The organism is Ligilactobacillus equi DSM 15833 = JCM 10991 (assembly GCF_000615765.1).
GTDB classification, from domain to species: Bacteria; Bacillota; Bacilli; order Lactobacillales; family Lactobacillaceae; genus Ligilactobacillus; species Ligilactobacillus equi.
In genome coordinates this window covers 1-16670 of record NZ_BAMI01000044.1, presented here as the reverse complement: position 1 = coordinate 16670, position 16670 = coordinate 1, and the positions used below count along the sequence as shown (strand labels likewise).

The following is a 16670-nucleotide window of genomic DNA, read 5'->3' as shown; positions in this document are numbered from 1 at the left end:
GTAAACCTACCGCCCCTAAAATTAAATAAGCAATGATTGTTTCACCAGCCAAAGCCACCGGCAACAGACTCCCAATCACCCCGACCCCAAGTTGAAGCGTTAAAGGAATTGCGGGTAATGGTAACAATATTTGCGCGCAAATAATTAAAATTACTAACAATAAAGCTGCAAAAACAATTCTCTGAAGTCGTCTATTTTTCTGCATACATTAAAACCTGCCTTTACTAAATACTACTATCTCAGAATAGACTATATCAAAGCAATTGGCAACGCTTTATTTCGCTTGTATTTTTATTAACAAGGCCACAAAGCTTACATTAAAATGAATTAATTCAATAATTTTTTTGTATGCGTTTTATCTCACAAATAGCAATTTACTCTCTTTCCATAAATATATTGTCTAAACAAACCAACGCCTGGCCTACTTTTAATTGTGAAATTTCCGCATAATTTAAGCCTTGCGCATTCAAAGCAGTAAATTCTGTAGGATTAGCTAAGTGATGTATTAAATAGTTGTGGAACTGCCCTAGCATGCTGGCAGGTAAATCAAGTGGTGACTGGGTTACAACCGCCAAATTCAAACCATATTTGCGTCCTTCTCGTAAAAGTTGAAACATCCCATTTTGACTCAGATCAATTTCCTTCGTTGGCAAGTAACGGTGAGCTTCATCAATAAAAATCGTTATAGGAAATTTTTCCTTACTTTGACTCCGGTTTGCTAAAATAATCTGTAAAATCAAGGATAAAACCTGCTTTTGACTCTCTGAATACTGCTTTAAACCTGAAATATCTAAAACCAAGGCTCGCTTTTTAACCTTGATTTTCAAGAAAAGATTCAAAACATAACTCAACTCTAACTTGGACTGGCCTGGACGATTATGGCTGCCAAAGATTTCCTGAAAGAGGGGTTCGCTATTCCTACCTTGGAGATCCAAAATTTCCTCCCAGTGTGCGTTAATCGCGGGCCGATTATACTCCTGACCCAAGAGATGATAGTTTGCTCGTTCATCCGCATAAGGTAATACAAATTCTTCTAAAACTTGCTGACCCAATAACTTATAATTGTAATTGCGCATCCAAGTAGTTAGTTGATTCAAACGAGCTGTGTGTGCTTTGACCGCCATACCTCGTTTGGAATAAACGTTATGTAAATCACCTTGTAAATTGGCCTTAATCCGCAAAGACTGTATGGCTGCAGCCACCTTTTTAGATAAAATCGAACTGTCAATTTCCATAATCGCCAATAGTTGGGTAGCAGATAACTTCCCGGATCAATAAAGCAGTTTTCTCCTAACTTGTAAGTTACTATTCCTTCCTGCTGACCATATTCACCCGTCGGATCCAAAACAATCACCGTCTGGTCGTTATCTTTGAGTTCCATAATCATTTTTAAGGCAGCGGTCGTTTTGCCACTCCCTGTTTGTCCTGTAATCAGTAGATACTTAGATACCAACTGCAAAGCGGTATAATTTTCCTTCATCAAATCACCTCAAATTAATTCTAACATAACCGTTTACAAAAGGTGAAAAAAGCAATGCCTCAACGACATTGCTTTTCCACTATTTTACATATTCCTCTGTTAAAGACATAAATTCCTTGACATCTTCTAAAATAGTATCAATTCCTGCTTGCCAAAAATCGGCTTGGGTAAGGTCAACCCCGAGGTGTTTTTGGGCTAATTCTTCAGTTGTCATCGCCCCCGTATCACGTAAAAGTGCAATATATTGGTCTTCAAAATTCCCCCTACTTCCTTAGCCCGAGCATAGATGCCCTGACTAAAGAGATAACCAAAGGTATATGGGAAGTTATAAAACGGCACATCATCAATATAGAAGTGCAACTTAGCCGCCCAAAAGTGAGGGTGCCAGTTAGCCAAACTATCTGCAAAAGCCTCTTTTTGCGCTTTAACCATCAGTTCAGAAATTTCTGCAGGACTTAAAGTCTTTGTTTGTCGTGCTTCGTAGAAACTTCTTTCGAAGATGTAACGGGCATGAATGTTAAAGAACATCGCTACCGCACCTTGGAGCTTTTGGTCCAAGAGGTTAATCTTTTCTTCCTTACTTGTAACACTGGCAATCGCAGCATCATTGACTACTTGTTCTGCAAAAGTTGAAGCTGTTTCCGCCACATTCATTGCGTAGGCTTGGTTCAAGTGAGGTAAATCCCACATCACTGAACTATGGAAAGCATGTCCTAATTCATGGGCCAGCGTAGCTACTTCGTTAACCGAACCACCAAAAGTCATGAAAATTCGTGATTCTTTATTTTCAGGAAAACTTGAACAGTAACCACCTGCCCGCTTTCCCGGACGGTCTTGAGCTTCAATCCATTGACCTTCAAAGGCCTCCTTAGCCAAAGCGGCCATTTTAGGACTAAACTTTTGAAAGTTAGTCATGATAAAGTCAGCTGCTTGACTAAAAGTGTAGTGTTTAGCTTCAAAATCACCTAAGATTACTGGTGCTTCCTGATCTTGCCACACAGGCTTTTGACGCCCTAATAGTTGTGCCTTACGCTTTAAATATTCAACAAACGGTTGCTTATTTTGAGCAACTACTGCCCACATTTGGTCCAAAGTTGCTTGTTTAAGACGGTTATATTCCCGTGGTTCCTTGAGATAATCCGTCACGCCATGAAGCTTTTGGTCAGTTAAGCGCGCACCATCAATGTGGTTAAGGGTATCAGCATATAATTGTTCATCTTGGCCCCAAGCTGCTTCCCACTTTTCAAAAAGTTGGTCACGAACTTCCTTGTCCTTTGAAGACATCATTAAGTTAAATGCTTGACCGGCAGACAATTCTTTTCCGCCATAATTTACCTTTAAATTTCCAGAAAGAACATCATAGTGCCGACTCCAGGCCGTTTGGCCGTCAAGCTTTAATTGAGCAATAATATTTTCTTCTGTTGCTGATAAGAAATTTGCGCCATCCCGGCGGTATTCACCCAATACAAAGGCAACTTTGCTTAATTCAGGATCTGCTAATATGTCTCCCCATTCAGTAGCTGGAATCTGTGCCAGACTCCGCTGGAATTCCTTGTTAACTTGGGAGTATTCTGGTATTAATGCCATCACTTGGCTATCAAGCTGTAACGCTTGACTGTCGGTCACGTCAGCTGAACTTAAAGCTTCCGCAAAGGCACTCAACTGTTCTAAACCTTGATCAACTTTGGTCATCATAGTCAAAATTTCTTTTAAGCCAGCTACATCAGCTTGCCAAGTAGTAATCTTGGCTGCCAACTCTTTAATTTCAACTTGTAATTTTTCTAAACGCGCTTGAAAGGCAGCGGAACTACTGCCACCAGCAAAAATAGACTCAAGGTCCCAAACATCACGATATTCTGTCATAAAATTCCTCCTCGTAATTGGATTATAAGCTTAGTTTAAGCAAGCTACAGCAACTGGTCAAGTTATTTAGCGTAAAAAAACCTCCCAGCGGAAGGTTTAAAGCTTAATTAACGACATGTGCTTGACCGGTAGAATAATTAATTTGTAAGCCTTTTTGAACATTTGGTACAAAAACATTAAATTGGATACTACCATCTGCTGATTTAGCTTCCAAATGCGTTCCAGCAGGCACAATATTATTACCATCATAAATGGCCGTTACACGGTAACGAACGGTTTTATTTTGATCCAGAGCTTTACGCACAATCGATTCATAATAATTTTGCCCTGTTGAAGCCCGTGATTGAGCTTCATTAGCCCAGGCAGTTTGCGTTACAATGTTCTTAGGATTGGCCTCACTGGCATCAAATCCTCGAATATTGCCAATCAGAGCATACGCCAGCAAGTGTCCGCGATCATAGGCATGATTATAGGTTCCCGATAAGTTGGTTAACTGCATAAAACCACGTGGACGCCAGTTAGTGCGACCATTCCCCGTTTCTTCACGGTTACGATATTGGCGACTCGTTTTATTCAAAAGAGCATTCGCGACCGTTGGACGTCCCATGGAGTCAACTTCATTTTGCGCATAAGGACTATTCCCGTTTTTAGCGGTTAACCCTGTCTGATTTTTATTAATTACGAAAGCCCCTACCCCGTTCCAGCCAATATTTCCGCTCCCGCCAAGCTGGCGCACCACATTATCAGTCATAACGCTTCGAGCCAACTCTTGGTTCGGAGTGTATTCAGCTGGTTGCACCTGACTTTGCTTCAAATGACTCGAAGTTTCCGAAGTAACCTTATTAGTCCCTATTTTTGCTACCGATTCAACCTCGTTAACTATCCGCGTAACTGTAGGATTACCACTTTCTTTAGCAAAGCCTAGGGCTAAAAAGAGGGCTAAAACTAGCATTACTTTCCAAAGATGATTTCTTTTTTTCACAAACATCCTCCTCAGTTTTTATTCTTACATTTTAACAATTTACCATTTTTTAAACAACAAATAACCCTGACCATTTGCCAGAGCTATTTTCTTCTATAAGGTGAACACTTTTAGAGACGGTAGTCATCTTTTTCAATCGCAATTTTCTTTAATAACGCTGTTTGAACGTGAGTCCGACCTGCTTTTTTACGTAAATATTCGTTAGAATCCTTTTTTAAGTATTTGTCGTAATCAGAAGTAATTGAACCGTACCACCATTCCCGACAAAAACCATAAGTAATTAAAGAACGATATAAATCTTCAAAAATATTCATACGACTACGAGGAATCTCTAATACCCAGTCAATTCCTGTCAATTTTAAAATTCCGATATCTAAATAACGGTTCAAAGTCTGCTCACTTGCTAAAAAGACATAAGTTGCTTGGGCGGTTCTAATTTGATGTACTAAAGTTATATCCACTAAATTCGTTTTTTCTTCGATAATTTCCTCGTTAAATTGTTGTTCGAAAATCCGTTTAAACAAGGCTAATAACTCTTCTTGATGCGCCTTTAAATAATGATGTTGATAAATTTCAAATAAATTATTTAAATAGACAATTAGCTCAATAAGGGCATTTGATCCATAAAAAATCTTACTTGAATTAGTTTCCGTTAAAACTGAGAAGGATACGCCCCGACTCGATTCGCGCAGCTCAATTTGGACACTTTTTCCAGAAAAGGCATTTTTAAGACGAAAAATTTCTTCCCATTCGGTTTCTTCATACACATGTTGAAAGTTTAAATAATTATCTAAAAATTCCTTAACATTATTCTTTTCATTAGTTATTGCAAATGGCTGGTAACCAAGTGTAATACCTCGGTGCCCCCTTTACGTGCAACTAAACTACTATATTCGCTATCAACAATTCCTTCAAATTTAGCTGCCAAATCACTGACTTGTTTACGGTACCATGACCGCATTTCTGGTGAAGTAACACCATTCTGAGCACTTGTATCATACTCGTCAAAAACCCTAACAATTTGATCCTGATACCAATTTTTCATCGATTGATTTAATTTTCCCATTATTTTTCTCCCTAAAATATTTTGGTCCCTAACCAATTTTATTCTGAAAGCATATTCTTCCAGATTCCTATCTTATAGTATACACTATTTTAGTTATTTTTAAATCAAATTCACTACTTTTCTTGGATATACATGTCTATAAACTTGATTTATAACCTAATTTTCCTCTTTGAATTTCGAAAAATTTTAATAAAATTTCCAAGCTTCTAACTTGAACTTTCAAATAATTAGAACTATCATAAAGGTGTAGAGATGAAATACATGTTTTTGAAAGGACTTGATATTATGGCTAATGATCTTAGCAACCGTTTCAATCAACTTTTTGATGATAGTGACCGTTTCTTTGGAAACTTTGGACGTTCATTTTTCTCAGGTTTGTCGGATTCCTTTAAAGATATGAAGTCTGACATCAAAGAAAATGACGATTCTTACCAAGTGGTTGTGGACTTACCTGGGGTAGAGAAAAAAGACATTGCTTTAGACTTCAAAGACAATGTTTTAACTATTTCTGCTAAACGTGACTCTTTCAGTGATGAAAGTGACGCTGACGGTAACCTTATTACAAGCGAACGAAGTTATGGCTCTTTCTCACGTCAATATGCTTTTGCTAATGTTGAAGAAAGTAAGATTTCTGCTTCTTACCAAAATGGGGTCTTAACCGTCACGCTCCCCAAGAAGGCCGAAGCCATTTCTAACACACACCATATAACTATTGATTAAAAAGCCTTATAAAGTAATAACCGCTAGAAACCACGCTAGAATACGTTGATTTCTGGCGGTTTTTTAGCGTGATAATATCTCTAAATCCATCTCTTTATTTGTATCAATTTTAATGAAATAGGTGTACAATGTACATACATATAAAATCGAAAGGATGGTGCATACATATTTCTAATTTTTTTAACCCTGCGTATTCCACTAATTACTTATTAGGATTCCTTTTAGGAATCGTTTTGATTATATCTAACAACTGGCACAAGCATTTGCGAGGTAAAGCTGACATCTACACCTTTTTTATTTCAGCTAGCATTACCATAATTTGTGGACTTGGTTATTTGAGCCAGTTGTGCTACGGACACCATAATAGTTGGGGGTATTTCCTAATATACCTGTGTGAAACAGTTGAACTTATCTTTGAGGTCTTCCTACCATTTGGAAGTATGTGGGCCACTACTCATCGCTTTCACAAAAAAGTTACTCCACTTATAAAATTCCTGCTAACAATTCCCTTGATTGGTGGCATCTTTTTGGCGGTAACTAACCTTTTTGTACCACTTTGTTTTAGTGTCAGTGCTGACAATATTATTACTCAGCATCGATTCTATACGACAAATCTAATTCTAGGTGCGCTCTACCTAATCGGATGTGCCACAATGTATCTTTATGCACGTTTCAAGCGTTCTTACTACATTCGTTATCCATCTCTTCAGTTCGTCACACTCGTTTTTATTAGCGCTTTTTACGAACTAACTTACAGCACACCAGCCTTAATTTGGATTACCTATGGTATTGTCGGGGCTTGGTCCTCACTTATACTTCAAAGAGAGTATCTTTATCACGACAAACTTGTCAACGCTAATAATCGCCGGACACTTTACCTTTTACGTAACCACCTAACACACAAAAAAAGTAATTTATCATTTTTGACTTTAGAACTTTCTGATACTGATGGCCAGCAAAGAATTAGTAATATGGCACAACTCTGCCAGCGTATCAATCCTCTTTTATTTCATAAAGGTTGTCTTGTCCGCCTCAATACGCATACCTTAGGGATTTTTCTTAATTCACAAGATACACAAGTTCTTAAAAACTATCGGCAAAAAATCCTCCAAGTTTGTCAAAATTTTGAATTTACTTACCAACTTTTAGAAGCGGAACCGGTTTTGAGTCCCGATACAGTCGATGAAATTCTCTTACGTTACCCACAATCATTAAGGAGTAAAAATGACGATAACTTCACTCAGTCCCCTAATAATCAATAATTCATTTGTAATTATTTTGATGATAATTACCATTCTTACGACTAATTGGCGGAGAGCCCGCAAAAATACGGAAGATTTTTTGTTATTTCTTATCTGTATTAATTTAATCTCAACCTGTGCTTTCAATATCATCGGAACACATTTAATTGGATTACATAGTGAACTTGCACTAAAAGTGGTCTTTTTCTCTAAAAGCTTTGAATATTTTGAATATATGTTCATCCCTTTTTTACTTTTGATTTTCTGTCAAAATTTTTCTAAAGGCGAAATTAATTCAATTAAATGGCCCACATACCTTACGCCACTATTGGTTGGCATAGTGTCTCTAATTTATAATATTTTCTCCCCATTAGCTTTTAATATTAGTAAAGCTGGTACCTTAACCAAATATTCTTTTTACCACTACTATCTAACCATCGGGTTTATCTACCTTATTTTTATCTTGTTACTTTATCTGCGCGATAAAAATAATTTACGGGCTCTTAATTTCCCGCTATTCAGCATAATGATTATTTTGGGTGGGTTAGCACAATACTTTCTCAAGTTTGATGCCTTTTTTTGGTGTATTATCGCCATCACCGTAGTTGGAATTTTCTCACAACTTCAAAACCAAATGATTTACCGAGATGAGGTTACCGCTTTGTTTAACCGCGATTATTTTGCTCGTGTCATCCAAGGGAGAACCAAACAAAAAGCCGTCACAGGGATAGTAATTGACGTAACAAATTATTATCAAATTTACAAGCACCTTGGCGGAGCAAAAAGTATCGAAATTCTTGTTACGATTACAGATGCAATTAAGGGGTTAATCGGAAGTCGTGGAATCCTAATCCGTTATTCTGATAATCGCTTTATTATCTTGATTAATAGCCAAGACGATAAAACTGTAACTAACTTACGCAAGTTAATCATTTATCGTTTGGAACAATTTAATAACGATTTTGATAAAATTACCCTCAAACTAAATATCAGTCGACCAATCTACCATTTCAATAAAGTAAGTTGCACTCGCTTCCAAAACGATTGGGAGCATGAAGAAAAAGCTAAAGCTTAAAGATAACATAATAAAAACTGCGAGAAATCAGCGTTTTTAACCGCCTGATCTCTCGCAGTTTTTACTTTTAAAGACTTTTCTCTGCCTCTTAACATTTTTACAAATTAAAAATGTTAAAAAGCTAACTGAGCTAATAAAGCTAAGGCTGTGACAATTAAAACGGGACCTATAATAGTAGCCAACATTGTCAAAAAAGCTACAAAGACATTGGTATCAGCATTGAATATCTTACTCATTACGTTATCCTTTCTGTTTTTTAATTTACAGTAAAGATAACACTTCCAACACCCAAATACTATCAAAATTCGCTAAAAAATCCCTCATTTTTGTATGAGAAAAAAGCGATATATCAACCTTTTTAAATTGACATACGGAGATAATCTTACATTAAAATTCCTTCGATTTCCGCTAAGTTCTGACAGAAATGAATTCCTTTTTGTTTGGCTGGAGTTGACAATTCCATATCTATCATAGTATGTAACATTCGCTCTAAATCATCGTAATAACCATTGAAATTATAAAAAATACAAGGCGCCCCTTCTAGTTGATTGAGAGCTTTTTTAGACATGATTTCAGAAATTTCTTCCAAGGTCCCTAACCCTCCAGGAAAAGCGATAAAAGCCTCACCATAATTAATCATCGTCTTGCGTCGATCAGGAATATCCTTTTCCACTATTAATTTAGTCAACCCTTCAAATTCAACACCTTCATCCATAAACATCTGTGCTTCAACCCCAATGACTTCGCCACCAGCTTTAAGAGTCGCTCCAGCCAAGATTCCCATCAATCCTGACTTAGAACCACCATAAACCAGCGTATGCCCATTTTGACCAAGCCATTGTCCTAGCTCTTGAGTCGCTTTCATCAACTTAGCATCTTTCCCTGGTGTCGAACCAAGATACACTGTAATATTCAAAAAATTACCTTCTTTAGTTTTTCTTTATTATAGCACGCTTGAGCAAACATCTTGAAATACATTGTGCAAAATTTTATACTTTAATTCGTTAGAAAGGAAGATGTTTATGACGACATTTAATAAAAATGAAGCTTTAAAGAAACTTTCCCAATTAGAATATGACGTAACTCAAAACGCAGCTACCGAGCATCCTTTCACCGGTAAATACGATGATTTTTACCAAGATGGGATTTACGTTGATATCGTTTCGGGTGAACCGCTTTTCTCCAGTAAAGATAAATACGATGCTGGTTGTGGTTGGCCTAGTTTCACCCAGCCTATTAAAAAATTAGCCTACAAACGCGATCAATCTTTTGGCATGGAACGCACAGAGGTACGTAGTCCAGAAGGTGACAGTCATCTTGGTCACGTCTTTGCTGATGGTCCTGTTGAAGCCGGTGGAATGCGTTACTGCATCAATTCGGCAGCTCTACGCTTCATTAGCGTTGCGGATTTAGAAAAAGAAGGTTACGGCCAATACCAAGAATTATTTCAATAAACATTAAAAAATGGGCTCGGTAAGCACAACCGGGCCCATATTTTTGGAATTTGGTCATTGTAGTAGCATTATTTCTCACATACTTCAGGAACATTTAGTTTATAAGTAGCTAACCATTCTGAAATTGTTCTTCGGTAGCAAATACTTGTGTTCTGGCAACTGTTAAGAGTAATCCAAACTCAGATATTTAATCACAAAAAGTACTTTATGATTATTGACCTTTTCCTAATAATCATAAAGTACTTCATTTTTAAGATAATTTATCAATGACTAATCCAAAAATTTAGGATTGCCAACTACGCCGAAAGCATCTGCCAATTCGTGAAGTTGTTCATCAGTAATATCTTGTTTGATTTGACCACCTTGAGCACAAATTTGGCTGTAAATCAACGCTGCTTTTTCAACGGTTTCAATCAAACCAAATGTTTCGTCAGGATCACCACCAACAGCGAAAATCCCGTGATGTGGCCACATAACAACCTTATATTCTGCCATCTTAGCAGCTGTCGCTTCACCAATTTCATTAGTTCCTGGTGTCATGTAAGGAATAATCCCTACACCTTCAGGGAAAACAACAAGAGATTCTGCTTGCATCTTCCACAAAAGACGAGATAATTTCCGTTCATCTAAATCTTGCGTAAATGACAAGGCGATAAAGTTAGTTGGGTGACAGTGCATAACCACTCGTTGACCTGGATCAACCTTTAAGCGCGCAATGTGCGACATTAAGTGTGTTGGAAATTCTGAAGTTGGCCATGCGCCATCTGTAAATCCCCAATGTACTTCGGCTTTTTGTCCATCCTCAGTAATTCTCACTAAACCAGCATCAACATCCGGACGCTTAATCACATTCCGGAAGTAACGACCAGAGGCAGTTACCAAGAAGTATTGTCCCGCAAGTTCTTTAGCATCAAAACCTAATTCATAAACACGTGTTACATCATGAATATCTTCAAATCTAGCTACTTCTTCTTCCGTTAAACGGATACTTACATTACCACCATTACGTTCATCCCAACCATGGTCGTACGAACTGAATGTGATATCACATAGGTCTTTTACATATGATGAATCGATAAATTTTGTCATGATTATCCTTCCTTTATCTCTGTTAGTCGCGTTTCAATTGTACATTTTTTTCATATTGACGAACTTCTGTAAGCCAATCCGTACCAACGGGAACATTGTTGCGACGGCAGAATTCATCCCAAACAGCACCAAATGGGAAGGATTTTAATTCTTCAGTTTCAACAAGACGCGTTGTGTAATCGTAGCTATTTTCAGCATCTTTGAGATCTTGAATTGGTGCAAGTAGAGCTTGTAAGAAACTCTTTTGTGTTGCACGAGCCCCAACAACCCATGCTGCCACACGGTTTACAGTTGCATCAAAGAAGTCTAACCCAACATTGGTCTTGTCTAGCAGGTTATCGCGAACTAATGAACGCGTAATCCGTGCCAAGGCATCATCCATAATAACTACGTGGTCGGAGTCCCAACGAACAGAGCGAGAAACGTGAAGCATTAATCCCTTACCAAATGGTAAGAATGAAGTAAACTTATCAGAAACATCTTCTGTTGGGTGGAAGTGACCTGCATCAATTGTCCAAAGTTTATTACGTGTCAAAGCGTAGTTATCGTAGAATTCATGAGAACCAACTGTGTAAGATTCAATCCCTGTAGCAAATAATTTACCTTCATATGATTCGATGGTATTCTTTTCATCAAACTCATCTGCAGCTAAAATCTCATCCAGAGATTCAATTAAACGTTGACGAGGAGCCAACTTGTCAACTGGATTATCCTTGTATCCATCTGGAATCCAAAAGTTATTAACCGATTGTTGCCCTAATTCTTGACCAAAATAGTTAGCAATACGGCGCGATTGAATACCTACTTTAATCCAGAAATCACGTACGTCCTTATCTGGACTAGATAAAGTTAAGTTTTCACGAACCATTGGATGAGAAAAGAAAGTCCCATTCATGTCAAGACCAATACCTTCTTTTTTAGCCCAATCTACCCAGAATTTAAAATCTTCTGGACCAACTTCATCTAAGTCTTTCTTCTTATCGGTTACAGCATAAATACTGTGTAAAGCCACCTTGTGCTTACCTGGAATTAGTGATAATGCTTCATGTAAATCAGATGTCAATTCTTCAGGAGTACGTGCGCGTCCTGGGTAATTCCCTGTAACACTTAAACCATCACCTAATTCAGTTGGATTTAAGAAGCCACGAACATCATCACCTTGCCAGCAGTGAACTGATAATTTAATCTCAGCCAATTTCTTCATTGCTTCTTCAGTGTCAACACCTATTTCGGCGTAACGTTGTTTTGCTACTTCGTATGCTTCTTGAATTGATTGTTCTTTAACCATAAGTTAAAACCTCCTATTATAACGCTTACAATTTTAATCTAAGTGAAATACTTCTTTTAAGTCAAACGCGATTGGACTCTTATCTGGATTAGTATCCATAATTGGTTCCATGTAAGCCCACCATTTTTTACATGCGTCCATTTCCGCAATTGCATTGTATTTATCAACATCATCTACTTCTAGATAAGCAAATAGATTTCCCGTTCGTTTATCTAAAAAAATTGAGTAATTGTGTGCTCCCGCTTCCTTTAATGCTTCACGCATTTCCGGAAATAAATTGTTGTGTCTCTTTTCATATTCTTCGTACGCATCTGCATTTACGTGCATCAATTGTCCCATTCTAACCATGACAAAACTTCCTTTCGTTAATTGTTTACTTTCAAAAACTCTTGATACTTATCTAATTGTCCCTCATATTTACCATCTTCTGGTGTGAAATGTTTGATTGGAAATGAGCCAGAAATAATTCGTCTAGCTAAATAGATATTTAAAATATCACCATTAGTAATCATTTGCACAACAATGTTACCCACAGCTGTTGCTTCACTAGGTCCCGCATAAACATCACGTTTAGCAACAGTACTAGTAAGTTGATTCATTAGGGCAACATTTGAACCACCACCAACGATATTTAGGGTATCAATGTGGTATCCCATAATTTTATCCATCTTATCTAATTCATTTGCATAGTACAGCGACAAGTTTGAGTAAATAGCCATTGCTAATTGCCCTGGAGTTTGTGGTATCTTTTGACCACTTTCTTCACAATAAGCTTGGATTTCTGCAATCATATTTTCGGGATTGGTAAAGCGATCATCATTAACATCAATATATTGCTGGAATGGTTCTTCCTTGGATGCCATTTCTGCCAACTGAGCAAATGAATATTCATCATTAAGTTCTCTTTTAACACATTGAATCATCCAAAGTCCCATGATATTCTTCAAGAAACGGTAAGTCCCATAAGCCCCCCACTCATTAGTATAGTTTTCAGCAAAGGCTTCCGGACCATTTTCGGGTACCTTTAATTCTGTACCAATTAATGACCAAGTTCCTGAACTCAAGTAAGCCCAATTGTGCCCTTCACCCGCAGTACCAACAACAGCAGAAGCCGTGTCGTGAGTTGCTACCGTTACAACTTCAATCTTAGGCAAGTCATACTTTTCAGTCCACTTTAAGTCTACTGGGCCCAAAACAGTACCCGCATCGACTAACTTAGGAAATTGGTTAGCGGAAACGTTGACCTGTTCAAGTAACTTTTCGTCAAATAATCCTTCGCGTAAACTTAACATTTGAGTCGTTGATGCATTGGTTATTTCAGTAACTGCATTTCCTGTTAATACATAACCTAGGTAGTCTGGAATCATCATAATCTTAGCCGTTTTTGCCAATAGTTCCTTATCTTCTGCAAAAAGTTGGTATAAGGTATTGAAGTTTAAAAATTGAATTCCTGTTTTTTCATAAATGTATTCTTTGGAGACATTAGTTGTTAAGTCTCCCATAGATTCTTTGGTACGTTCGTCTCGATAAGCTACAGGATCTTGTAACTTTTCACCATTTTCACCAACAAGAACATAATCAACAGCCCATGTGTCAATCCCTAATGATACTTCATCATAACCTGCTTGTTTAATTTTTTCTAAGCCACAGAATATTTCGTCAACTAAGTGATCAATATCCCAGCGGTCATGACCTTGACTAAACTTAAAACCATTCTTAAAACGGTGCATTTCTTGTAAATCAAGCTTGCCATCTTTGAGTTGTGCTAACATTAGACGTCCACTTGAAGCACCAATATCAACCGCAACATATGTCTTTGACATTAAAATTCAACTCCATTCACTACATATCATCTTCACCGTAACGTTCATGAGTAATTTCTTCAAGTGACTTACCACGTGTTTTGGGTGTCCATAAAGTACCGATTAATAGTGAAACTACTAATAAACCAATCATGAATGTCCCGGCTACCTTGAAGCCCAGCGTTGTAAGGATTGTTGGGAAAATGATTGACCAAATACCCGCACTACCACGAACGACGAAAAACATTACCCCTTGAGATCCGGCACGGTACTTAGTAGGAAAAAGTTCTGTGGCCCATAAAGCATACCATGCTTGAGCACCAATCCCTGCTGAGATACCCCAAATTGTTACGAAAGCAATTAAAGCTGTCCAGCCAAAACCAATGTAAGTTAAAATTACCCAAGATACGACGGCCATCAAAGCACCTACAAAGAAGAACATCCGGTGGTTAACTTTATCACCAAATTTAGCAAAGCCAAAGTAACCAGCTAAGGCCGTGAACGTCCATAAAACAGCTTGTAACATGTTAGCTTGGAAGTTTGATAAACCACCAGCTGTTTCGTAAACAAATGGCATGAAGAATCCCATCGCACCAGCAACCAAGTTCCAGAACATGTAAACCCCAATTAAGAAGAATACCGATTTAACACTAACTGAATTTGAGAATAATTCCTTGTATGGGTGAGGTTTTTCACCAGTTTCACGTTCACGTTTCTTTTGTTCAACCCATTGTGCTGATTCATCAAGGTTACGTTGCAACATCCAAGCTGTGAAGGCCACTACTGTTAAAAATCCAAATAAAATACGATTGCCTAATAAGCCTAATGGTGCTAACAATGTCCCACCAATAAAAATAAGTACTGGACCCATTGACCAAGCAAATTGAGAAACCCCAATATTGTATGCTCGCTTACTATCATCCGACGTTTCAGAAATATAAGTCCATGATGCCGGTACCCCAGCACCCACGGCAATCCCGGTAATTAAGAAACCGGCTAATAACATTGGAAAGTTCATTGAAAATGCGACAATTAATGTTCCCAACATATATACAAGCATATCGTAAGTATAGATAACTTTTCGACCGTATTTATCCGACAAATGACCACCAATCAAAGCCCCAATCGCAGAGCCAAATGCATTGGCACTCAGAGCCCCCAACAAACCTACTTCAAAACTTCCTAACTTAAGCGCTGAGGTCCAAAGTGTCAGCCCACTAGCTCCGGCTACAATACATCCTGAATCTAAGAAATTAGTTAAGGATACAGCCCAAGTAGAAAAATTTTTACTCTTACTTGCCATAAATTCTTACTCCTTTCGTGAATCATTTCCTGATTACACCGATATTCTACTTCTTTTAAGCAAACGCTTTCAATGACAAAAAATAATAAATTTAGTATTATTTTTTTGGAAACGCAACCATTTTATGTATTTTCATTTATAATAATAAATGTGGTAAATATATGATATTACGAGGAGGAGTTCATATGCTTAGTGCTGATATTCAAAAGCAATTAGATTCTTTTTCAAAAATTGAAATTAAACAACGTAAAACCCATCATTTTGTTGATGACATTCCCTTAGAGTCCCTTGACTTAAACCGAACACTCTCGGATGGACTTCCTACAATTGATGACACTCTATTCAAAAATAGTAATGTTTATATTAGTAAGCATAATCGCTTTGCAGATTATCCTTGTCATGGGCATAATTTTCTAGAAATTAATTATATGTTCAAAGGAAAATGTCATCAAAAAGTTAATAATCAAGAAATTACACTTCATTCAGGAGATATTTTAATCATGGATGTTGGGAGCCGACACTCGATAAAAGCATTAGGGGATAACGACATCCTAATTAATATTATTTTTAGAAATCACGAAATTTCTATTAGTCTTCTAAATGACATTCAACAAAATAATAGCTTGACCTACGGTTTTCTGTCTAATGCCGCTCTAGGTAAAAAAAATCACGATGACTCCTCCATACTCTTTAAACATAATTATGATATAGACTCAACTGTTGATGAGATTATTAATGAGTATTATCAATCCCAAAAATTATCTGCACCAATCATAGATCGATACATGAGTATTCTGTTTTCAAAATTCGTGCGTCATTATCCTCAAGAATCTTTTGATAATTTCTCAGATAGTGATTCCAATACATTAATAACCTCAATCATTAATGACATTCATGAAAACTACGCTACTATAACCCTGGAGGACCTGGCTAAAAAATATGGTTACAACAAAGCATATATAAGTTCATTAATCAAAACAAATACTGGTGAAAATTTTCGAGATTTGCGTACCAATGAACGTCTCTTAAAAGCAAGATACCTTTTCATCAATTCTTCCGATTCAATTAATAAAATTATTGACTCGGTTGGTATAAATAATCATACATTTTTCTTTAAAAAATACCGTGAAAAATATCACTGCCTCCCTAACGAAACCCGTAAGGGGGCTCGTCGATTACAAATATAGTATCTTTATATCACCAAAATCTGCATTATTAACTAGCTACTTAGCATTTTTCAGAATATGTGGGTCAATTATAGGCAACCCTCTATTATCCTAGTGCAATCCCTTAAATATGAACCTACA

General features: G+C 37.2%; 17 protein-coding genes and 2 pseudogenes. 5 read left to right on the top strand and 14 right to left on the bottom strand.

Annotation, left to right across the window (positions count from 1 at the left end; all coding sequences use genetic code 11):
• The 7 genes and pseudogenes from JCM10991_RS08905 to JCM10991_RS08880 form a co-directional block, all read right to left on the bottom strand.
• Nucleotides 1–205: biotin transporter BioY (locus JCM10991_RS08905; RefSeq protein ID WP_025021226.1), on the bottom strand; the 205-nt coding region annotated here is incomplete at its 3' end.
• A 169-nt stretch (nucleotides 206–374) separates the two neighbouring features.
• Entirely contained in the window at nucleotides 375–1235 is an 861-nt protein-coding gene (locus JCM10991_RS13470; RefSeq protein WP_155889622.1) for an ATP-binding protein, read from the bottom strand.
• A 62-nt stretch (nucleotides 1236–1297) separates the two neighbouring features.
• A pseudogene (locus JCM10991_RS16420) lies at nucleotides 1298–1480 on the bottom strand (ATPase, T2SS/T4P/T4SS family); the annotation flags it as partial.
• A gap of 79 nt (nucleotides 1481–1559) precedes the next feature.
• A pseudogene (locus tag JCM10991_RS13465) lies at nucleotides 1560–3343 on the bottom strand (M3 family oligoendopeptidase).
• Between the two features lie 103 nt (nucleotides 3344–3446).
• Entirely contained in the window at nucleotides 3447–4331 is an 885-nt protein-coding gene (locus JCM10991_RS08890) for a DNA/RNA non-specific endonuclease (RefSeq protein ID WP_023860492.1), read from the bottom strand.
• 104 nt (nucleotides 4332–4435) lie between these two features.
• Nucleotides 4436–5092, bottom strand: coding sequence for a hypothetical protein (locus JCM10991_RS08885; RefSeq protein WP_025021225.1), 657 nt, complete (start codon nucleotides 5090–5092; stop codon nucleotides 4436–4438).
• Between the two features lie 56 nt (nucleotides 5093–5148).
• Nucleotides 5149–5391 (bottom strand): hypothetical protein, encoded by a 243-nt coding sequence (locus JCM10991_RS08880; protein ID WP_025021224.1) that lies wholly within the window; start codon nucleotides 5389–5391, stop codon nucleotides 5149–5151.
• A gap of 285 nt (nucleotides 5392–5676) precedes the next feature.
• Here JCM10991_RS08880 and JCM10991_RS08875 point away from each other — a divergent pair, with 285 nt between their 5' ends.
• The 3 genes from JCM10991_RS08875 (at nucleotide 5677) to JCM10991_RS15410 (ending at nucleotide 8427) form a co-directional block, all read left to right on the top strand.
• Nucleotides 5677–6111, top strand: coding sequence for an Hsp20/alpha crystallin family protein (locus JCM10991_RS08875; RefSeq protein ID WP_025021223.1), 435 nt, complete (start codon nucleotides 5677–5679; stop codon nucleotides 6109–6111).
• A 527-nt stretch (nucleotides 6112–6638) separates the two neighbouring features.
• Nucleotides 6639–7373 carry a hypothetical protein gene (locus JCM10991_RS13460; RefSeq protein ID WP_155889621.1) on the top strand — a complete coding sequence of 245 codons (735 nt, stop codon included), beginning with the start codon at nucleotides 6639–6641 and terminating at the stop codon, nucleotides 7371–7373.
• A 505-nt stretch (nucleotides 7374–7878) separates the two neighbouring features.
• On the top strand, nucleotides 7879–8427 hold the full coding sequence (locus JCM10991_RS15410) for a diguanylate cyclase domain-containing protein (RefSeq protein ID WP_162149513.1): 549 nt from the start codon (nucleotides 7879–7881) through the stop codon (nucleotides 8425–8427).
• A 113-nt stretch (nucleotides 8428–8540) separates the two neighbouring features.
• Here the strand turns inward: JCM10991_RS15410 and JCM10991_RS16195 are convergent, their stop codons facing one another.
• Both JCM10991_RS16195 and JCM10991_RS08855 read right to left on the bottom strand, forming a co-directional pair.
• Nucleotides 8541–8663, bottom strand: a complete 123-nt coding sequence (locus tag JCM10991_RS16195; RefSeq protein WP_263640305.1) for a hypothetical protein — start codon at nucleotides 8661–8663, stop codon at nucleotides 8541–8543.
• Between the two features lie 146 nt (nucleotides 8664–8809).
• The gene (locus JCM10991_RS08855) at nucleotides 8810–9343 is read right to left on the bottom strand and encodes an LOG family protein (RefSeq protein ID WP_025021220.1); all 534 of its coding nucleotides are present in this window, start codon (nucleotides 9341–9343) and stop codon (nucleotides 8810–8812) included.
• A 106-nt stretch (nucleotides 9344–9449) separates the two neighbouring features.
• Between JCM10991_RS08855 and msrB the strand changes: the two genes are divergently transcribed.
• A complete protein-coding gene (gene msrB, locus JCM10991_RS08850) occupies nucleotides 9450–9881 on the top strand; it encodes a peptide-methionine (R)-S-oxide reductase MsrB (protein WP_155889620.1) in 432 nt (143 codons plus the stop codon).
• A 270-nt stretch (nucleotides 9882–10151) separates the two neighbouring features.
• On the opposite strand, the gene rhaD is transcribed toward msrB, so the two are convergent.
• Genes rhaD through JCM10991_RS08825 form a run of 5 tightly spaced genes read right to left on the bottom strand, consistent with a single transcriptional unit; the run spans nucleotide 10152 to nucleotide 15363 of the window.
• Nucleotides 10152–10970 carry a rhamnulose-1-phosphate aldolase gene (gene rhaD, locus JCM10991_RS08845; protein ID WP_025021218.1) on the bottom strand — a complete coding sequence of 273 codons (819 nt, stop codon included), beginning with the start codon at nucleotides 10968–10970 and terminating at the stop codon, nucleotides 10152–10154.
• A 22-nt stretch (nucleotides 10971–10992) separates the two neighbouring features.
• Nucleotides 10993–12258 carry an L-rhamnose isomerase gene (locus tag JCM10991_RS08840; RefSeq protein ID WP_025021217.1) on the bottom strand — a complete coding sequence of 422 codons (1266 nt, stop codon included), beginning with the start codon at nucleotides 12256–12258 and terminating at the stop codon, nucleotides 10993–10995.
• Between the two features lie 33 nt (nucleotides 12259–12291).
• On the bottom strand, nucleotides 12292–12606 hold the full coding sequence (rhaM, locus tag JCM10991_RS08835; protein WP_025021216.1) for an L-rhamnose mutarotase: 315 nt from the start codon (nucleotides 12604–12606) through the stop codon (nucleotides 12292–12294).
• Nucleotides 12607–12623: 17 nt separating this feature from the next.
• Nucleotides 12624–14081, bottom strand: coding sequence for a rhamnulokinase (rhaB, locus tag JCM10991_RS08830; RefSeq protein WP_025021215.1), 1458 nt, complete (start codon nucleotides 14079–14081; stop codon nucleotides 12624–12626).
• A 19-nt stretch (nucleotides 14082–14100) separates the two neighbouring features.
• Nucleotides 14101–15363: an MFS transporter gene (locus JCM10991_RS08825; RefSeq protein WP_025021214.1), complete on the bottom strand. Its 1263-nt coding sequence runs from the start codon at nucleotides 15361–15363 to the stop codon at nucleotides 14101–14103.
• A gap of 185 nt (nucleotides 15364–15548) precedes the next feature.
• On the opposite strand from JCM10991_RS08825, the gene JCM10991_RS08820 reads away from it, so the two are divergent.
• Nucleotides 15549–16550: an AraC family transcriptional regulator gene (locus JCM10991_RS08820; protein ID WP_025021213.1), complete on the top strand. Its 1002-nt coding sequence runs from the start codon at nucleotides 15549–15551 to the stop codon at nucleotides 16548–16550.
• Nucleotides 16551–16670: the final 120 nt, after the last annotated feature.